Here is an 18,741-nt window from a genome sequence, read left to right as displayed (position 1 = left end):
TTCACCGGCAGCGGACCCCTTCACCGAGTTCGGTGGAAGTTACGTGCCGAGTTCGGTCGATGTGGCGGCGGGTGACCCGCAGGTCTCAGTCGGGCCCGGCCGGTCGGGAGAAGTGCCTCAGGAGGAACACTTCCGCCTCCTGACACCACAGGCCGTTATTGGCCTTGACGATGTCGGCCAGTGCCGCGTATCTGCGGTCCTGGGCGGCGTGGGTGTGCAGATCAGCGAGTGCCACCAGCGGCATTGTCACCCAGGGGTAGAAGAGCTTCTTCCCACCGGGAATCTCCTTGAAATGTTCCAAAGTGTGGGCAACGGCATCGAGCCCGCCCACATGAGTGATCATCAGGGAGGGGTTCAACTTGCCTTGGGCGGTCATCCGGAGGGCCTCTAGCATGTCCGATCGTGCCCCGCCGGAGGTCCCGACCACGTGCGCAGACTCGTAGTGGACGTCGTAGAAGTTGAATGTTGCAGAGAATTCCCTGTCGGTCGGCCCGGCGAAGAAGTTCAGACAGCAATCCCAGCCCTTGAGCCGATCCGCCATCTCCAGCAGGGGGCGACTGGCGGCGAAGACCATGATGTCGTCGAAGCCCGCAGCGTGCGGGGTCTGGCTGCGCAGCAGGCCTACGGCGTCTTCGCAGTCCGCTGTGTTGAGGTACACGAGCCGGCGGCCCGTGCCCTCCAACAGCTCGGGTGGAAGGAGCTGCTGCGCGCGCTCCAAACGGCTCTGGTCGATGTCGGTGACGACTATCAACCCGGGCTGGTAAGGACCGCTGAGTGCATACTCGATGGCGGCTAGGCCCATGGGGCCCGCCGCGCCCAGCAGAGCCAGCGCCCCGCCCCTCTTGATACCCATCTCATGCTCGTAGACGTACTGAGTCGTGTGGTAGCTCGCATGGAAGGCGCCGATGATGCACATGAGCGGTTCGGCGAGGCAGCCATTGGCCATGTAGGTGCCTTCATAGGGAAGGATCGCACCCTTGTCGATCGCGATCTCGGGAACGATCGTGTAGGTGGCGTCCCCGCCGTAGGTCGGGTAGCTGTAACCGGGGGAGTAGCCGGAGGGCAGCCCCATGGCAGGCTGGATGACGATGCGCTGCCCGACCTGGTAGTGATCGGTCAGTCCCGAGCCGACCTCGGCGATCTCTCCGCTGAATTCGTGGCCGGTCATGACCGGGTTCTCGGATACGTCGTCGGGCACGCGCTTGTGTGCGGCGCCGAGGGAGTACGCCTTATAGGTCGAGTAGCACATGCTCGACGCCGCTACCTTCATGAGGACCTCCCGGGGCCCAAGCGGCGGGAGCTCATTCTCGGTGAGAACCGCCCTGTGAGCGCCCGCGATGTAGACGGCCCTGGTCTTCACTTGTCCGCCTCCTGCTGGGACTCGAGCCGGGAGTAGAGGTCATCGATGTGCGCATCGGAGAGGTAGTTCTCAATGGCAACGATCTCAACGCCCGGATTGGCGTTGGCCGCTCTCTCGGAGAGGTTCTTGTGCGTGACAATGACGTCCGCGTCGCTGGGGACCCTCTCAATGGCGGTGTTGCCGACCTCGACGTCGATACCGGCCTCCTCAAGCCGTCTGCGGAACAGGCTGGCGCCCATGGTGGATGAGCCCATGCCGGCGTCGCAGGCGAAGATGACCTTGCTGATGGCCCGGGTCGCAATCGGCGCCCCGCTGGCCGTTACGGCCGCGAGAAGGCCCTTGCCCTCCTGCTTCATGGCGGCGCTGCGCTCTTGCGCCTGTTCGAATTCGGCGGCGCCGACGGCGGTGTCCTTGCGGGCGGAGGCTCGCAACAGGGCCGCGTTTACCAGGAAGGACACCAGGGTGGCGACGATCACGTCGGCGATAATTCCCAGGTGGCTGCCGCGGGGCGTGAGCATGATGTAGGCGAAGATGGACCCCGGGGAGGGGCCGGCCACCAGACCGGCACCGAAGACCTGGGCGGTGGCGATCCCCGAGGCCGCGCCGGCGATCATGCCGAGCAGGGTGATCGGCTTGGCGAGCACGTACGGGAAGTAGATCTCGTGGATGCCGCCGAGGAAGTGGATGATCACGGCGCCCGGGGCGGTCTCCTTCATTATCTTGTTGCCGCTGAAGAGCCAGTAGGCGAGGAGCAGACCCAGGCCGGGGCCCGGGTTGGAGGCCAGTACAAAGAAGATCGATTTGCCGGCCGTCTGGGCTGCCTGCATGCCGAGCGGGTAGTAGATGCCCTGGTCGATGACGTTATTGAGGAACAGCACCTTGGCGGGCTCGTTGAGGACGGCGACCAGGGGGAGCACACCGGTGTTCACCAGAGCGTTGATCACCCAGGTCAGTGCGGTGTTGAGCGATTCGATGATGGGGCCGATGAATCTGAAGGAGATGATGCACAGGATGAATCCGATGATGCCCAGGCCGAAGTTGTTGACCACCATTTCAAAGCCGGGGCGGATGCGCGGCTGGATGAGTCCGTCCCACTTCTTGATGATCCAGGCGCTGAGTGGGCCCATGACCATCGCGCCGAGGAACATCGGGATGTCAGAACCGACGACGAGTCCGATGGTCCCGATTACGCCGGCGACCCCGCCGCGCTGGCCGTGCACAAGGTTGCCCCCCGAGTACGCCAGCAGCAGGGGGAGCATGTACTTGATGAGCGGATCGACCAGCGTGCCCAGGCTCTCATTGGGGATCCAGCCGTCGGGGATGAACAGCGCGGTGATCAAACCCCAGGCGATGAAAGCGCCCATGTTGGGGATGACCATGGCGGTCAGGAAGCCCCCGAATGCTTGCAGGCGTGCGCGTCCCGAGGGCGGGGACGGAGTGGATTTGCGAGTTGTCATGCGTGGTCACTTCCTGGCGATGGGGCGTTTGGCGAGCAGGACTCGGACAAGAGCATGTAGGCGCCAGTGCGCTTCGGGGCCGCCACTGCGATCATGTCGGACTTCCCGTGCTCATATGAGCATCATTGCTCGTATGGGAGAACAATAATGGTGTGCTGTGGTGTCCGTCAAGACCGCTCGGAACGGATACGCTTGCTCAAACGAGCAAGGAGGCGCCGTGCCTGACGACACCGGCCTGATGATCGCCGTGGCCCGCGCCTACTATGAGGCCGGCGAGGCGAAGGTCAATATCGCGGAGAGATTCGGCATTTCGCGGTTCAAGGTGGCGCGCCTGCTCGACACCGCCCGTGAGACCGGCATCGTGCAGATTCGCATCGTTGAGCCGACTCGTCCCGATGAGGCGCTCGCGGAGCGTGTTGCCGCCCATCTCAACCTGCGTGACTGCGTGGTTGTGCCCGGGGCCGAGGGCGAGGCCGCCAATCGCCAGGCGCTCGCTCGGGCGGCGGCGGTCGAGATCTCCTCGCTGGTCGGCCGGAGGGAGACCATCGGTTTCTCCTGGGGGCGTACCATCGCCGAGATCGGCGCGCATGTGGGGTCCCTCGCCGATGTCAGGGTCGTTGCCCTAACAGGTGCTGTCGGTGCCGACTTCGCCCTGTCGCCGGTCGACATCTTCCGCTCGGTCTCCACCCATTCGGGCTCTACCACATTGTCGATCTTCGCGCCGATGTTCGTCGACTCTCCGCAGACGGCGGAGGCGCTGCGCCGGGATCCTGCCATCGCCTCGGTTCTGGCCGCCTATGCCGAGCTGTCGCTGGCCGTCGTCTCGATCGGCTCCTGGGATCCGCCCGTGACCCAGTTGATGGACGCCCTCAGCGATGCGGACAAGCAGCAGCTCGAGTCCGGCGGGGCCCGTGCCGAGATGCTGGGCATATTCATCGACGACGACGGACGAGTGGTCCCCTGTGCCGCTCGCAGCCGCTGCATCGCGATCACTGCGCAGCAGCTCGTGCGAACCCCGCGTGTGCTCGCCGTCGCCGGCGGCGTCCGTAAGGTGCCTGCCATGCGGGCGGTTGCCCGCTCCGGCCTCATAACATCTCTGGTCACCGACAGGCGGACCGCGCAGATGCTACTCGACGGCCCCGCCGTCGCCGGGCGGGAGATTAACCGTTAGGAGCGCCTTCGGGGGATGAGCCCGTCAACGGGACACACCCGGGCCGGAGCCTACTGCCAAAGGCTTGCCGGTGAGGTGGAGGGGAAGAAATCGGCCTCCCGCACGATCGTGTCGATGCCGTCCAAGATGTCGTCCAAGGCGAGCCTCACTCCGCCGATAACGACGGCGTCGTCGCCCAGGCGGGATGCTGCCACCTGTGGGGGGAAGGGGCACAGCTCGCCGAGCCGGCGCGTGAAGCGGGGCAGGAACAGGTCTGCGTGGACGGAGAACACGCCGCCGACGATCACCATCTGAGGTGCCACCGCGAGCACCATGGCGGCGGTTCCCGTGGCCAGCACCTCGGCGTACTCATCCAGCGCGGCCAACGCTCGCTGCTCGCCCGCGCGGGCAGCGGTGAACAAGTCCTCGCGGCGCGGAGTCTGGCCGTCGTACAGGGCGTCGGCGAAGGTTTCGTCCTCCAGCTCGCGCCACCGCAGCTGCGGTAGCTCACCGATCAGGCCGGCCGCCCCGCGCAGCCCCTCATGTACGCGCCCGTTTATGACGCTGGCGGCGCCGGTGCGGCGACCGGCGAGGATGAAGACTACGTCGTCGAAGGCGGCGGCGGCGCCCTTCCAGGACTCGCCGCGGGCCCCCAGGGCGCAATCGCCCGCGCTGCGCACCCGCGTCTGCAGGGCAGCGGATATCGCGGACTCAAGTTGCATGCCTTGCCACCCGGGCATGCCGTCCCCGCCGAAGTAGGCAACGCACCCGTCGTGCACAACTCCCGGTGAGGCGACGGTGCAGGTCCACAAGGGCGCCTCGGGGGTGCGCGCCAGCGCCTGCTGTGCCAGCTGGATCGATCGATCCAGCCTGCCTCGCGCCGGTAGGTCCTCGGCGAGCTCGATGCGCTCGCGCGCCAGCGTGGCACCGGTCAGATCGGCGGTTACGGCGGTGACGTGGTGTGCGCCGATATCCAGCGACAGGACCCGGCCCGCGTGCGGGTTCAGTCCCACATAGGTGGCCGGGCGACCCGGTCGGGGAGTGCGCGGGGTCACGGCTGTCTCAGCCAGCCAGCCCAGCTCGATCAGGTCCGTCACCACCGATTCGGCCGCGGGTCGGGTGATGCCAGTGGAGGCGGCGATATCCGCCAGGGTCTGCGGGCCGCTCAGGCAATGGCGCAGTACGGCGGACATGTTGGCTCGGCGTTGGATGCGGCGGGGTGCCTTCACGACAGTCTCCAGGCAGGGGGACGAACGGACTTGACTTTAATAAGTAAGTAGCGTTTTAATCTGGTCATTGCAACTCCTCCCGAGGACTCAAGGATGACAGACCTCGTTCCGACCGACACTCAGGCCGCGCCCACACCGCGGCTGACAAGGCACGGCGCACTGCGCCGCCGCCAGGCGCTGACCGCCTACGCCTACCTGGCCCCCGCACTCATCGGCTTCCTGGTCTTCTACCTGGTGCCCATGGTGCGCGGGCTGCAGATCTCCCTGACCGACTGGGACCTGATCACGCAGCCGCATTTCGTCGGGCTCGACAACTACCGCCGGCTCCTGGGTGATGAGAACTTCCTGCACAGCCTGGTGATCACGGCCACCTACGTGTTGGTGAACATAACCACCCAGACCGCCGCCGGCCTGGGGATCGCGCTGCTGATGCAACGCATCAGCCACTCCACACTCGTGCGCTCCCTGCTGCTGGTGCCCTGGCTGGTGCCCAATGTCACCATCGCGGTGATCACCCTGTTCGTCCTGGACCCCAACGTCGGCCTGCTCAACCATCTTCTCGGCGCACTGGGCCTGGGGCCCATCGCCTTCTACGGCAACCCCGACCTGGCGATCATCACCGTCGCGCTGGTCAACTCGTGGCGAAACATGGGTTACACGGCGCTGCTCATCTTCGCGGGCATGCAAACGGTGCCACACATGGTCTATGAGGCCGCCGAATTGGACGGCTGCTCAACCGCCCGCACATTCCGCTCCATCACCCTGCCACTGATCAGACCGGTGCTGGTCATGGTGGTCGTCGTATCGATGATCGGCTCCTTCCAGATCTTCGACACCGTCGCCGTCGCAACCAAAGGAGGTCCTGTGGGCTCCACCCGGGTTATCTACTTCTACATCTATGAAAAGGCGTTCCAGCAGGGGCAGATGGGCTACGCCGCAGCCATGTCGGTGGTGTTGCTGGCGATCATCCTGATCATGACGCTCATCCAGCTGCGCGCCTCGCGGGCGGCGGAATCGGATCTGGGGTGAATCATGACCGACTCCTTGCGCACCGTAACTAGTCAGCCTGTCCTGCTGCGCCGCCCCGGCCGAATCCTGGGTTGGGCCCTGCTCATACTGCTGTTGGCGATCACGCTGACGCCATTCGTCTGGGCGATCCGCACCGCGCTGATCTCCAACGCGGAGGTGTTCAACGGGGACTACTCCCTCATTCCGCGCAACCTGACGCTGATCAACTTCAAACGGGTACTCGGGCTGGTGTCTGCCGAGGAGAGCCTCGCCGCCGGGGGATCGGGTGCCAAGATGTACTTCTGGCTGTATCTGCGCAACTCCCTGATCTTCACCGCACTGCTGGTCGCGGGCCAGGTCACTACCTCCACCATGGCCGCATACGCCTTCTCCCGGCTGCGCTTCCCCGGGCGGGACCTGCTATTCGGTCTGCTCCTGACCGGCATGATGATCCCCCCGATCTTCATCGTGCTGCCCAACTTCGTGCTGATCAAGAACGCCGGACTGCTCAACACCTTCCCCGGCATGCTCGCACCCTACGTGCTGGTCAGCCCCTTCGCGATCTTCTTCTTGCGCCAGTTCATGCTGTCGCTGCCCCGGGAGGTTGAAGAGGCCGCCATGCTCGACGGCGCGAGTTCCTGGACCACCTTCCACAGGGTCATTGTCCCTATGGCCGCCACGCCCATCACCACTGTGGCGATTATCCAGGCGGTATTTGCCTGGAACGAGTACCTGTGGCCACAGCTGATAGGCCAGGACCACGGGGTGCGCCTGCTGAATGTGGCACTGGCCGTCTTCCAACAGAGTTCGCCTTCGACCCGCCCCGACTGGACCGGCCTCATGGCCGCCGCCACCTTGCAGACGCTCCCCATGCTGATCGTCCTGCTGCTGCTGGGCCGCAAGCTCGTCTCCTCCATCAGTCTTACCTCCGCCAAGTGAATCCCGCGCCATCGGCGCCCAATCCCATCTCGAAGGAGAGAATCATGAAACGCACCACCGCACTACTGGCCGCGCTGGCCCTGGCCGGTTCCGGCCTGGCCGCCTGCACCCCGGCCGAACTCGGCGCGGAAGGCTCCGAGAAGAGCATCGTCTACTCCCTGTGGGACCCCAACCAGCAGACCGCCTACCAGAAGTGTGCCGATGCCTTCACCGCGGAGACCGGCATCGGCGTAACCATTGAGCAGAAGGGTTGGGACGACTACTGGCAGAACCTCACCATCGGCCTGAACTCCGGAACCGCCCCGGATGTGATCACCAACCATGTGGCCCACTACCCGGAACTCGCCTCCAAGGGTGCGCTGGCGGACCTGTCCGAACGTATCGAGCAGGACGGGATCGACCTGGGTCAGTACACCGGTGAATTGGCCGCACTGTGGAACTACGACGGCAAGATCTACGGCATCCCGCAGGACTGGGACACCATCGCCCTGGTTTACAACGTCAAGGACGTAAAAGACGCCGGAATCGCCCCGGAGGACCTCAACGATCTGGACTGGAACCCCACGGACGGCGGTTCCTTCGGCAAGCTAATCGCCCGCCTGACCGTTGACGACAACGGCGTGCGGGGAGACGAGCCCGGCTTTGACAAGACCAAGGTGGCCACCTACGGCTGGGGCCTGGAGACCGGTGGTGGGGTTGTCGGCCAGGGCCCCTGGTCCTGGCTGGCCCTGTCCAACGGCTTCGAGTACCTGGACACTAACCCCTTCGGAACGCACTACAACCTCGATTCGCCCAAGCTGATCGAGGCCATGACCTGGTGGCGCCAGCAGATCGACGCCGGCTATGTAACGCCGGTGGAACAGGCCGGAAACCTGGGTCTGGAGCCGATGATGGAGCAGAACAAGGCCGCCCTCGTTCCTGACGGCTCCTGGAGGATCAACACCTGGGCCGGATCTGAGGCGCAGGAGTTCGCCTTCGCCCCGCTGCCCAAGGGGCCCGAGGGACGCAAGACCATCATCAATGGCCTAGCCCCCTCCATCACGGCGTCCTCGAAGCACCAGGACGAGGCCTGGCAGTGGGTCAAGTACCTGACCTCCGACGCGTGCCAGTCGGTTATCGCCCAGGAGGCCGTGGTCTTCCCCTCCATCACGGCGCAGTCCGAGGCCGCCGCCAAGGCCCACGAGGCAGCCGGAGTGGACGTGTCGGCCTTCCTGGACATCGCCCAGGATCCGCAGGCGTTGTCCTACTACCCGATCACCTTCAAAGCCGATGAAATCAACTCCGAGGCCGACGTGGTGATCGAGCGGATCCAGCGCGGTGAGGTGGACCCCGCCACCGCCCTTCCCGAACTGGCCACCAAGGTCAACTCGCTACTGGAAGAGTGAAGGTCATGACGTCTCCCGTGCCCGTGCACTTCACCCTGACGCGACAAGACTCGACCTGGGTGCTGCACCGCGATCCAGCGGGATCGCAGGCGGCGCTAAGCCTCGATCCCAGTGGAGTTGTAATTGATGCCGAGGCCATGGTGATCGACCATCCGGCGGGTGGCGACGCGGAACTGTACCGGCACGGGTGGACGTCCTGGTCCCCTACCGCCTGGTGGCGCCAAGACCGCGACCCCTGGCGGGTGTGGGACAACCCGGAGCGGACGGCCACCGCCGAGGAACCCGCCACTGACCGCTACGACCGCCACCGGTCCTACTTGCTGACCGCTGTCGTCCTTCCATCGCAACCGGGCGACAACGGGCGGACCGATTGCCTGCTCATCGGGCGTTTGGGCGGGAGGACGGGCGTGCTCGACCTCCTGCCCGGGCGGATCCAGGCGCGTACCCTGGCGCACCTGACTGGGCAGGGCGGCGCCGCTCCTTTCCCACCCGGGTCTTCCAGTGACGTCGCTTGGTGGGTAGGTGTCGGCCCGGAGCTGGAGGTCTTCGAGCGGTGGGCGCATGCCCTGGCCGACTCTGTCGGGTTGCCCGTGGAGACGCCGGCACGGCGCGATGATCCGGGGCCCGTGTGGTCCTCCTGGTACTCCTGGTTCGAGGAGATCACCGCCGAGAGAATCGAGGCCGAAATCCTCCCCGCCGCGGCCAACGGCTACGGCGTCGTCCAGATTGACGACGGCTGGCAGCGCGCCGTGGGCGACTGGGAGCCCAACGGGAACTTCCCCGAGGGCATGGCCGCCTTGGCCGACCACATACACCACGCCGGCATGGAGGCCGGGCTTTGGCTCGCCCCGTTCATAGTGTCGGCGCGCTCACCGCTGGCCCGGCAGCGCCCCGAGCTGCTGGTGCGCACCGAGTCGGGTGAGCCCGCGGTAGCCGGTTACAACTGGGCGGCGCCGTACTACGCGCTGGACTGCACCCATCCTGAGGCCCTGGACTGGATTCGCGAACTGGTCGGGCGAATAACGCAGTGGGGGTACGGCTACCTCAAACTCGACTTCCTCAACGCCGCCGCCATATGCGGACTCCGTCACCGCCGAGTCGACCGGGAAGCTGCCTACCGGCTCGGGCTGGAGGCCATAAGGGGAGCAGCCCCTGACGCCTACCTGATGGCCTCCGGTGCCGTAATCGCTCCATCGCTGGGTGTTGTAGATGGCATGCGGGTCGGTCCCGACACCGCCCCATACTGGGACAACACCGAGCGGCGGCGCGACCCCAGTGGTCCTGCGGTACGTAACGCGTTGCGCGCCGCCGTGGCCAGGAGCTGGCTTAGCCGTATCGTAGATACGGACCCGGACGTCGCCTTCGCACGCTCACGAGGCTCGCTTCTGAGCCCCGAGGCCTGCGCCGTCACCCGTGACATGGCGCTGGTGTCCGGCGTCGTGGGCTGCTCGGACCCGGATGCCTGGCTGACGGATGCTGAGCGAGACCAGATCCGTGAGTTGTGCGGTCGGGCCCGGACCGGGGCGCGGGTCAGGGCTCTGGGACGCTACCGCTTCGAGGTGGACGGACGCATCGTGGACTTCGAGCCCTGGATCAACCCGCCTGCGCGTATGAGCGATCGAATCCTGGCCAAGTGAAATTGAATCCGACATACATGGGAAGGCGACCTGAAATGACTGCCAATACCCCCCGGGTGCGTAGGCGCACTCTTGTAGGGGGAGCATTCTCCGCGATTGCCCTTTCTGCGGCGGGCGGTCCAGCGGCTGCGTCCGAGGCAATGGTCTCGGGGACGCCCCAGCGGCGGCCTATTGTGCAGGGTGGTCTAGATATGTCGACGGCAAGCCCACTGCCTCCGCTGGCGCCCCGCGTGGATCCGACCACGCCCCAGTTGGACGGATACCATCTAGTCGCGTCGGATGAATTCTCCGGCGCTCTGGACCGCCGACTGTTCCTGGACGACTATTTGCCTCACTGGTCCACGGGCGCCACGAAGACAGACTATGACGTCGTGGACGGTCATTTGCGTCTGGTGATGCGTCAAGATCGAGAGGAATGGGACCCCGTCTATGATTCGGGTATGCGGATCAGTTCCGTGCAGACCTATGAGCGCAATGACCTGCACCGCTGGACCAACTATCCCGGTACTGCAAGAGATGTGCCGACATTTCGGGGTCATTTGCAGAAGTATGGCCACTTCGAGCTCCGGGCGCGTATGGCGGTAGGGGGTGGAAGTCACTGTGCCTGGTGGATGATCGGAGCGAACCAGGACCAGCCCGAGGGGGCCGGAGTCATCGGGCGAGAGTCCGGGGAGGTCGATATCTTCGAGGTGCTCGGGAAGGATCGGGCCACCGGCGGTGCTTTCTCAGTGCACGTCTGGAAGGACTACTTCGGCCTGCTCCCCCTGAAACAGTCCTTTGTGCTGCCGGACGGTGCTGGCTTCGCAGACGACTTCCACGTCTTTGAATTTGACTGGGACGCTCACGGAATGAAGATGGCCATAGATGGGCGTATGGTCGCGTCAACGCGCATGACGGTGGGATATCCCATGATGACCCTGTTGGGAATCTATGACAACACCAAAGGGGGATGGACTGGACCGTATGATCCGACGGTGCCGTACCCGAAGTACTTCGAGATCGATTACTTCAGGGCGTATCAGAAGACACCGACCCTCCCCTACGAGCTGACCGTCGCGGACGGTTACCTACGTGGTCAGACTCGCTCCGACAGATGGGTGACGCGATGGCTCGGCGGGGACGGGAATGACGCCACACTGGCTAATGTGTGGGTTCCGGAAGATGGAGAGTACACACTGACATTCAACTACCGTTGTGCCGGGCCGCGTAGCTTCCGCGTGCTGGTTGCGGGTCTGGTTGAGGCAGAGATCAAGGGAGTGTCTAATGGCACCTTCACGGGGAGCTTCTCCCAACTGCCGATCAGGGTGAGGCTGTCAGCCGGGGTTAACTCCATCACGGTGGACAACCCCGATGGTCCGGCACCGGACTTCGGAAACCTCCGGGTCGACTACTGACTTGCATCCAGGCTGGGGGAGGTAGCGGCGACGCAGGTAGATTGGTGCGGGTGAGTGCAGGTGATGCCGGTCGAATCCGTGCCGAGGAACTGCCGGGAAGTGGCGCGCGCGACTATGGACGCGCGTTCGTGGGTGTTGGCGTCGAGCAGTTGGCCGCCCACTTAATGGCCCTGCCCGACCGCGACGTTGCCGCCCTCCTAGCCGCCCGTCCCGACCTGGCCGCTCCGCCCTCTGCCTCCTTCACCGCCCTGGCCGCCCGCGCCGGCGCCCGTCCTAGCGTCGAGGTCGCGCTGCGTGACCTGGATGCCGTCACCATGGCCGTCGCCGAAGCTACGGTCGCCCTGGAAAGCGCCGACGCCGCCACCGTGGCGACCGCCCTGGGACTGACCGCCGGCGACGTCTGCGCCCGCCTGGCCGTGCTGAACCGTCTGGCGCTGATTATTGGTGCGGGTCCGGTGCCCGGACTCGTGGAGGCCTTCGGGCCCCACCCCTTCGGGCTGGGTCCGGCCGCCGCCGAGCCGCTGGCCGCCGACCGGCTCCCACCTGCGCTGGCCGACCTGGAACAGGCCCCCGAACCGATCGCTGGCCTTGGCGTGCTACGGGCCTTGACCTGGGGGCCGCCGGTCGGCACCGGAGATCGCCCCGCCGGTGCGGCCGAACTGGTTCGGCGCGGCTGGCTACTCCGCGCCTCCGACGCCTCCGGCCGCACCCGCTTCATCCTCCCGCGGGAGGTCGGCATGGCCCTGCGCGGGGGACGCCTGATTAAGGATCCCCTCGCGCCCCCGGCCGCCGATGACCTTGAGGTGCTGAGCGCGGACGCCGTCGCCTCCGAGGCCACGAGTCGCGCCGAGGAGGTGGTTCGGGTCACGCGCGAGCTGCTGGCCGAATGGGGACGCGAGGGCGGTCCGATTCTGCGCACCGGCGGCGTGGGCGTGCGGGCGCTCGACCGCACCGCCGCCGCCCTGGACCTGGAGCGATCCGTGGCCGCCACCGTCATCGAACTGGCCGCCGGCGCCGGGCTCCTCGGTCTGGATGAGGGCGGCGCCGCTTGGGTGCCGGCGGATACGAGCACCGCCTGGCTGGAAGCCGAACTGCCCGAGCAGTGGTCTACGCTCGCGGCCGCCTGGGTCGGCTCGGCACGCACCCCCTGGCTGGTCGGCACCCGTGCCGACGACGGCGTCCTGCGCCCCGTGCTCGGGGCCGACGTCGAAGCCACCTGGGCGATTGGACTGCGCCACCGGGTCCTGGCCCTGCTCGGTTCGTTGCCGGAGGGCGCCGCGGCACACGCCGACTGGGTGCACGCCAGCCTCGCCTTCAGCCGCCCCCGCCGCCGTCCCCCGAAGGCGCCGTGGCGGCGGTTCTCGCCGAGGCACAACTGCTCGGCATCAGCGGCGCAGGCGCCCTCAGCCGTGCCGGACGCGTTCTGGCCGCCTCCGTAGGCGCCGACTCCGAGTCCGCCCCGCCCTCGGAGCCCCGGGGTAGCGCCGATCCCGGCGGGCGGGTCCTGGGCGCCCTCGAACAGGCACTGGCCGCCGACCTGCCCGAGCCCGTCGACATGCTTCTGGTGCAGTCCGACCTGACCGCGATCGTGCCGGGGCGTCCCGTCCCCGCGTTGGCGGCCGCCCTGGAACGCAGCAGCGTCGTCGAATCGCGGGGTGGCGCCCTTACCGTCCGCTTCACCCCCCAGTCCGTGCGCCGCGCCCTGGACGGGGGCTGGTCGGCCGCTGAACTCCTCCGGACCCTGGCCGGCTTCAGCCCGTCCCCACTGCCCGGCGCGCTGAAGGTACTGGTGGACGACGCAGCCCGCCGCCACGGGGTGGTGCGTGTGCGTGAAGTCGCCAGCGTCCTGCGGGTGGCCGACCCAGCCGTCGCCGCCGGAATCAAAGCCGACGCCGCCCTGGCGGGCCTGGGGCTGGACGAGGTTGCCCCCGGCATCATCCTTTCCACCGCTCCCGCCGGGGTGGTGCTGCGTGAGCTGCGCGCCACCGGGCTCGCCCCCGTCCTTGAGAATGAGCACGGTCGCGTGCTCGTGGCGACGCGTCCTGGGGCTGGGCGCAGGGCGCCCTGCCCGCCTCCGGCCCACCCCGGAAACGCGCACTCCGTACGCACACGCCGTCCCGGCCCCCGGGAGCTGGTCGCGCTGGTAGGGCGGATGCGGGCGGGGGAGGAGGCACGAAACGCCTCCGGCGGCGCCTCAGTGACCGCCGCCGACCCGGTGCACGCCCTGGCCCGGATGCGGCAGGCACAGGCCTCCCGGGAACGAGTACGGCTGCGTCTAGCCGGTCCCGACGGGGCCGTGCAGGAACGCACCGTGCGGGTGCTCGCCGTCGAACCCGGCCGGGTTCGTCTGGCCGATCTGGTGCGGGAGACCGAGCTGACCGTGGCCGTGCATCGGATCGTGTCGGTTGATCTGCCTTAAGGGGCTTGGGCTCGCGGCGGCTGTCGGCCATGGCGGAACGGCGGCTTTGGGTGGGTGTGGGTCCGGCTGACTGCCGGCCGCGTACTTGGACCGCGTTTCTGCGGTTGGACCGCGCTTTTGCGGTTGGACCGTCTGAGAGTGCGTTTCAGGTGGTCCAACGGCAGCCAGGTGGTCCATCCGCGGGACCGGTGGACGGTGCAGACGGGAACCGGGGCGGCCCCCTACACTGGAACCGTGACTGACGCAGCGACTCAAAGGTCGAAGAACAAGTCGAGCAAAACGTCTATCCCTGCGGCCGGCCCCGAACGCGCCCCGGTGGCCAGTGCCCGTCCCGGCGCCCTGCCGACCGCGGCGCAGCAGGCCACCGCCGCCAAGGACAAGGTGCTCACATCCCAGGTCGCCATTGAGGCCGCCCGCAAGGCCCTGGGAGAGATCACCGAGCCGGTCAGTGTCGGCAGGTACGTCGCCTCCCGACAGTTGGACAAACGGCTGATCACCCACCTGTTCGAATGCAACCTCGCCGGCTACCGCGGCTGGCGCTGGGCCGTCACCATGGCCCGGCCCCCGCGCGGCCGCACCGCCACAATCTGTGAATTGGAGCTGCTTCCCGGCGAGGAGGCCCTGCTGGCCCCCGCCTGGGTGCCGTGGGCGGAGCGCCTGCTTCCCGGAGACGCATCCCGCTCAGATCGCCTGCCGCGGCGCGAGACTGACGAGCGCCTGCAGCCCGGTTGGGAGGCCACCGGCGAGGACGGCGATACCGTGGCCCTGGACGAGCTCGACCTCGGCCGCGCCCGCGTGCTGTCCGCCGAGGGCTACCGCCGCGCCGCCCAGCGCTGGTACGACGGCGACCACGGCCCCGACGCCGAAGGCGTGCGCAAGGCCCACGCCGCCTGTTCCACCTGCGGCTTCCTGGTACCCATGGCCGGACGCCTGCGCAACACCTTCGGCGTATGCGCCAACGAGTGGGCAGTCGACGATGGGCGTGTGGTCTCCCTGGATCACGGCTGCGGCGCCCACTCCGAAACCGACCTGCCCGATCAGGGGCCGGAGTGGCCGGTAGCGCCGTCGCGCCTGGACGAAGTGGCCATGGAGCCGCTGGCAACCAACGGCATGGACCTGCGTGCCGGGTACAGCATTGAAGAGATCCGTGAGGCTGAGCAGGGCGGGCCCGTTACCGCCCAGAGCGCGCCCAGCGAGTCCACCAAGACCGCTGTCGCCCCGGAGTCGGGACCCGAACAGTCCCCGGATGAAGCCGCCACCGCGTCCCCGCCCCAGCCGGGGGAATCCTCCGACACCGCGACGGCCCATGCCGAGGCAGCCGAGAACACGGGCACCGACTCGGCGCCGGCCTCGGCACAGGCCGCCGCAAAAGTAGGGAACTCTGCCTCCGAGGCCTCCGATGCCTTGCGTCGCGCCGCCTCCGCCCGCGACGCCGTCGCCGACCTGGCCCAGGAGCACACCCACCACGACGTCGCGGAGCACCATGACGCGGCGGCGGCCCTGGCCGAGCTGGAGGCCTCACTGCCCACCCGGTCCTGAACGAGCGGGAGCGGCTGCGGCGCCAGCACGCGGCCGTCCCAAGTTATGGCCGCGGCTTCGCCGTCGCTTCCGCTTCTGGAACAATCCGGTGCCGTGACCACACACACCCCAACTCCCGCAGCATCTGAACGGGCGAAGGCGGCGCCCACCTCAAGCGCGGTAGACCGCTTCTTCCACATCTCCGAGCGCGGCTCCACGGTGGCCCGCGAGGTTCGTGGCGGCATCGTCACGTTCTTCACGATGGCCTACATCCTTGTCCTAAACCCCCTGGTGCTGTCCACGCCCCATGAGGGGATCGCTCCGCTGGGAAGCCCGGAGCAGATCGCCGCCGGCACCGCCTTCATTGCGGGCGTCATCACGATCCTCATGGGCCTGGTGGCCAACTACCCCATGGCCCTGGCCGCCGGCCTGGGCATCAACGCCATGATCGCCTACACGCTGGTGGGCATGAGCGGCATGACCTACGCCGACGCCATGGGACTGGTGGTGATCGAGGGGGTCATCATCCTGGTCCTCGTGCTCACCGGTTTCCGCGAGGCCGTATTCAGAGCCGTCCCGGCAGATATCAAGACCGCGATCTCGGTGGGTATCGGCCTGTTCATCGCCCTGATCGGACTGGTGGACGCCAAGGTCGTACGCGCCGGTGGCACCCCGTTGGAACTCGGCCTGGGTGGCTCCCTACAGGGCTGGCCCGTGCTGGTGTTCCTGTTCGGCCTGTTCCTGATCCTGGTGCTGCATGTACGCAAGGTGCGCGGCTCCATCCTCATCGGCATCGTCGCCTCCACCATCCTGGCGGCCCTCATCGAGGCCTTCGCCCACCTGGGCGCCTTCGACGCGGAGACCAACCCCACGGGCTGGTCGCTGTCCATCCCCGCCCTGGAGGGCGCGCCCATTGAACTGCCTAGCCTGGCCACCCTCGGCCAGTTCAGCCTGCTGGGCAGCGTGGAGAAGGTCGGCGTCGTCTCCGTGGTGCTGCTGGTCTTCTCACTCATGCTGGCCGACTTCTTCGACACCATGGGCACCATGGTTGCCATCGGCGCGGAGGGTGACTTGCTGGATGAGAACGGCAACCCGCCGAACACCCGTGAGATCCTCGTGGTCGACTCCCTGGGCGCGATTGCTGGCGGTGCCGGTGGTGTCTCCTCCAACACCTCCTACATCGAGTCGGCTGCGGGGGTCGGTGAGGGCGCCCGCACCGGCCTGGCCTCGATAGTCACCGGACTGCTGTTCCTGGCCAGCATGTTCATTGCCCCGATCGTCTCGATGGTGCCCTATGAGGCCGCCACTCCGGCGCTGGTGGTTGTCGGCTTCCTGATGATGACCCAGGTGACGGACATCGACTGGAAGACCCCGCAGATCGCCCTGCCGGCTTTCATCACCATCATCATGATGCCGTTCTCCTACTCCATCACCAACGGCATCGGTGCGGGCTTCGTCTCCTACCTGATCATCCAGCTCGCCTGCGGCAGGATCAAGCAGATCCACCCGCTGATGTGGGTCGCCTCGGTGCTGTTCATCATCTACTTCACTCTCGAACCCATTAAGGCGATCCTCGGCGTCGGTTGACGACGGGGCGCCGGACCTCAACTCGAGCGGGGGCGACGACGCGGCTGAGGCACGTCGTCGCCCCCCCCTGTCTGCGCGCGTTGTACAGACGTACAATTAACCGATCCTAAAAAAGTGCGAGCCCAGCGCTCGCGCCCGCCGTAACACCATGAAGCTGGAGCCGTCCTCCCACCGTGAGCAGCATCTTCGAGTCACTCAAGTTCCACAACTACCGGATCTGGTTCTTCACCGCGCTGGTCGCCAACACCGGCACCTGGATGCAGCGCGTGGCCCAGGACTGGCTGGTGCTGCGGATTCTGACCGATGATTCGGCCTCCGCCACGGGCATCACCACGGCTCTCCAGTTCCTGCCCGCCATGCTGTTCAGCGCCCACGCCGGACTGCTCGCAGATCGGGTGGATCAGCGTAAGTTCCTCATTGCCACCCAGTCAGCCATGGGTCTGTTCTCTCTTATCCTGGCCGTCGATGTGCTCGCCGGGCACGCGGCCCTCTGGCATGTCTACCTCGCCGCCTTCGCCACGGGAGTTGCCGCTGCCTACGATGCTCCGGCCCGCCAGATCTTCGTCAGCCGGATGGTTCCTGCGGAGAACCTGGCCAACGCCGTCGGCCTGAACTCGGCCTCCTTCAATGCCGCCCGTTTGCTGGGTCCGGCCGCCAGTGGCCTGGTGATCGCCTGGGTCGGGCCGGGATGGGTCTTCCTGGTCAACGCCCTGACCTTCCTGTTCCCGGCCCTGGCGCTGGCCAGCATGCGCGTATCGGAGTTGTATGACATGCCCCGCGCCAAGCGGGCCAGGGGACAGCTGCGGGCGGGCCTGGCCTACATCCGCCACCGCACCGATCTGATGGTGATCATCGCGGTGATCACCATAGTCTCTATGCTCACCCTCAACTTCCAGGTGACGATGGCGGCCATGGTGCGCTCCGCCTTCAACATGGAGTCCGATGCCTACGGCACCGTCTCCTCGATCTTCGCCGTGGGCTCCCTGGCCGGAGCCCTGTGGGCTGCGCGCCGCAAGTCCCCGCGCGTGCGCACACTGGTGGTCGCCGCCTTCTTCCTGGGCGTGTTCACGATCCTCATGGCGCTGGCTCCCAACTACCAGCTGTTCGCGCTGTCCTCCATTCCGGTCGGGCTATGTGTGCTAACCGTGCTCACCAGCGCTAACCAGACGGTCCAACTGAATACGGAACCGGCTATGCGCGGGCGCGTGATGAGCATCTACATGATGTTCTTCCTCGGCACCACGCCGATCGGCGCCCCGATCATGGGCTGGGTATCGGATCAGTGGGGACCGCGCATCTCGATCCTCGCCGGTGGCATCGCCGCTGTCGTGGCAGCCGTTACCGCCGGCATTTGGGTGCGGCACCACTGGCACATCGACTTCGCATACTCCTCCACCCGTCCGTTCCTGGCGACCATCGGTCCGCGTGAACGGGCCGAGCAGGCCGAGCAGGCCGAAGTTGGGAGCGCTGAGCAGGCCGAAGCTGGGACCACAGACGCAGTGGATAACGGGACCGACGACTCCGCCGAGCCGGGTAGGCAGGAGCCGGCCTGATCGGTGTCCCCGACCGGCCCTCCTGCGGGCCTCGTCGCGGCCTCGTACGTGACGCCGATATCCTTTTAAGGCACGTGTGCACGCGCCGCCCCCCGGATGCGTCAA

The 18,741-nt window shown here is 66.9% G+C and carries 14 protein-coding genes; 11 read left to right on the top strand and 3 right to left on the bottom strand.

Features of this window, described 5'->3' with window-relative positions; all coding sequences use genetic code 11:
* Positions 1 to 85 precede the first annotated feature (85 nt).
* The gene (locus tag CWT10_RS13430; RefSeq protein ID WP_199176337.1) at positions 86 to 1,360 is read right to left on the bottom strand and encodes an alcohol dehydrogenase catalytic domain-containing protein; all 1,275 of its coding nucleotides are present in this window, start codon (positions 1,358 to 1,360) and stop codon (positions 86 to 88) included.
* The gene (locus CWT10_RS13425) at positions 1,357 to 2,817 is read right to left on the bottom strand and encodes a PTS mannitol transporter subunit IIBC (protein ID WP_103063082.1); all 1,461 of its coding nucleotides are present in this window, start codon (positions 2,815 to 2,817) and stop codon (positions 1,357 to 1,359) included. Before CWT10_RS13425 ends, CWT10_RS13430 begins: the two co-directional genes overlap by 4 nt.
* A 217-nt stretch (positions 2,818 to 3,034) precedes the next feature.
* Between CWT10_RS13425 and CWT10_RS13420 the strand changes: the two genes are divergently transcribed.
* Complete coding sequence (locus CWT10_RS13420) at positions 3,035 to 3,988, top strand: sugar-binding transcriptional regulator (RefSeq protein WP_103063083.1); 954 nt, start codon at positions 3,035 to 3,037, stop codon at positions 3,986 to 3,988.
* 50 nt (positions 3,989 to 4,038) lie between these two features.
* On the opposite strand, the gene CWT10_RS13415 is transcribed toward CWT10_RS13420, so the two are convergent.
* A complete protein-coding gene (locus tag CWT10_RS13415; RefSeq protein WP_103063084.1) occupies positions 4,039 to 5,196 on the bottom strand; it encodes an ROK family protein in 1,158 nt (385 codons plus the stop codon).
* A 93-nt stretch (positions 5,197 to 5,289) separates the two neighbouring features.
* Here CWT10_RS13415 and CWT10_RS13410 point away from each other — a divergent pair, with 93 nt between their 5' ends.
* From CWT10_RS13410 to CWT10_RS13370, 10 genes are all read left to right on the top strand, one after another.
* Positions 5,290 to 6,225, top strand: a complete 936-nt coding sequence (locus CWT10_RS13410; RefSeq protein ID WP_103063085.1) for a carbohydrate ABC transporter permease — start codon at positions 5,290 to 5,292, stop codon at positions 6,223 to 6,225.
* Between the two features lie 3 nt (positions 6,226 to 6,228).
* Positions 6,229 to 7,143, top strand: coding sequence for a carbohydrate ABC transporter permease (locus CWT10_RS13405; protein ID WP_103063086.1), 915 nt, complete (start codon positions 6,229 to 6,231; stop codon positions 7,141 to 7,143).
* Between the two features lie 44 nt (positions 7,144 to 7,187).
* A complete protein-coding gene (locus tag CWT10_RS13400) occupies positions 7,188 to 8,528 on the top strand; it encodes an ABC transporter substrate-binding protein (protein WP_103063087.1) in 1,341 nt (446 codons plus the stop codon).
* 5 nt (positions 8,529 to 8,533) lie between these two features.
* A complete protein-coding gene (locus tag CWT10_RS13395; RefSeq protein WP_128683495.1) occupies positions 8,534 to 10,165 on the top strand; it encodes a glycoside hydrolase family 36 protein in 1,632 nt (543 codons plus the stop codon).
* 191 nt (positions 10,166 to 10,356) lie between these two features.
* Positions 10,357 to 11,559, top strand: coding sequence for a family 16 glycosylhydrolase (locus CWT10_RS13390; protein ID WP_158247649.1), 1,203 nt, complete (start codon positions 10,357 to 10,359; stop codon positions 11,557 to 11,559).
* A 50-nt stretch (positions 11,560 to 11,609) separates the two neighbouring features.
* Complete coding sequence (locus CWT10_RS17510; RefSeq protein WP_244936749.1) at positions 11,610 to 12,998, top strand: hypothetical protein; 1,389 nt, start codon at positions 11,610 to 11,612, stop codon at positions 12,996 to 12,998.
* Positions 12,908 to 13,978 carry a helicase-associated domain-containing protein gene (locus CWT10_RS17505; protein ID WP_244936748.1) on the top strand — a complete coding sequence of 357 codons (1,071 nt, stop codon included), beginning with the start codon at positions 12,908 to 12,910 and terminating at the stop codon, positions 13,976 to 13,978. The genes CWT10_RS17510 and CWT10_RS17505 overlap by 91 nt, the downstream gene beginning before the upstream one ends.
* Positions 13,979 to 14,212: 234 nt before the next feature.
* On the top strand, positions 14,213 to 15,517 hold the full coding sequence (locus tag CWT10_RS13380; RefSeq protein WP_233188144.1) for a DUF3027 domain-containing protein: 1,305 nt from the start codon (positions 14,213 to 14,215) through the stop codon (positions 15,515 to 15,517).
* A gap of 45 nt (positions 15,518 to 15,562) precedes the next feature.
* Entirely contained in the window at positions 15,563 to 17,083 is a 1,521-nt protein-coding gene (locus CWT10_RS13375) for an NCS2 family permease (protein ID WP_103063090.1), read from the top strand.
* 173 nt (positions 17,084 to 17,256) lie between these two features.
* Complete coding sequence (locus CWT10_RS13370; RefSeq protein WP_103063091.1) at positions 17,257 to 18,636, top strand: MFS transporter; 1,380 nt, start codon at positions 17,257 to 17,259, stop codon at positions 18,634 to 18,636.
* The last annotated feature ends 105 nt before the right edge of the window (positions 18,637 to 18,741 follow it).

Source organism: Actinomyces qiguomingii, from assembly GCF_004102025.1.
GTDB classification, from domain to species: Bacteria; Actinomycetota; Actinomycetes; order Actinomycetales; family Actinomycetaceae; genus Actinomyces; species Actinomyces qiguomingii.
The sequence above is the reverse complement of the archived record's forward strand: the minus strand, read 5'-3'. Positions and strand labels throughout refer to the sequence as shown.

What these genes read in the sequence shown, in the direction of transcription:
- CWT10_RS13425 (WP_103063082.1), bottom strand. Translation starts at nt 2,817, where the DNA reads ATGACAACTCGCAAATCCACTCCGTCCCCGCCCTCGGGACGCGCACGC.
- CWT10_RS13410 (WP_103063085.1), top strand. Translation starts at nt 5,290, where the DNA reads ATGACAGACCTCGTTCCGACCGACACTCAGGCCGCGCCCACACCGCGG.
- CWT10_RS13405 (WP_103063086.1), top strand. Translation starts at nt 6,229, where the DNA reads ATGACCGACTCCTTGCGCACCGTAACTAGTCAGCCTGTCCTGCTGCGC.
- CWT10_RS13400 (WP_103063087.1), top strand. Translation starts at nt 7,188, where the DNA reads ATGAAACGCACCACCGCACTACTGGCCGCGCTGGCCCTGGCCGGTTCC.
- CWT10_RS13395 (WP_128683495.1), top strand. Translation starts at nt 8,534, where the DNA reads ATGACGTCTCCCGTGCCCGTGCACTTCACCCTGACGCGACAAGACTCG.
- CWT10_RS13390 (WP_158247649.1), top strand. Translation starts at nt 10,357, where the DNA reads ATGTCGACGGCAAGCCCACTGCCTCCGCTGGCGCCCCGCGTGGATCCG.
- CWT10_RS13375 (WP_103063090.1), top strand. Translation starts at nt 15,563, where the DNA reads ATGGCCGCGGCTTCGCCGTCGCTTCCGCTTCTGGAACAATCCGGTGCC.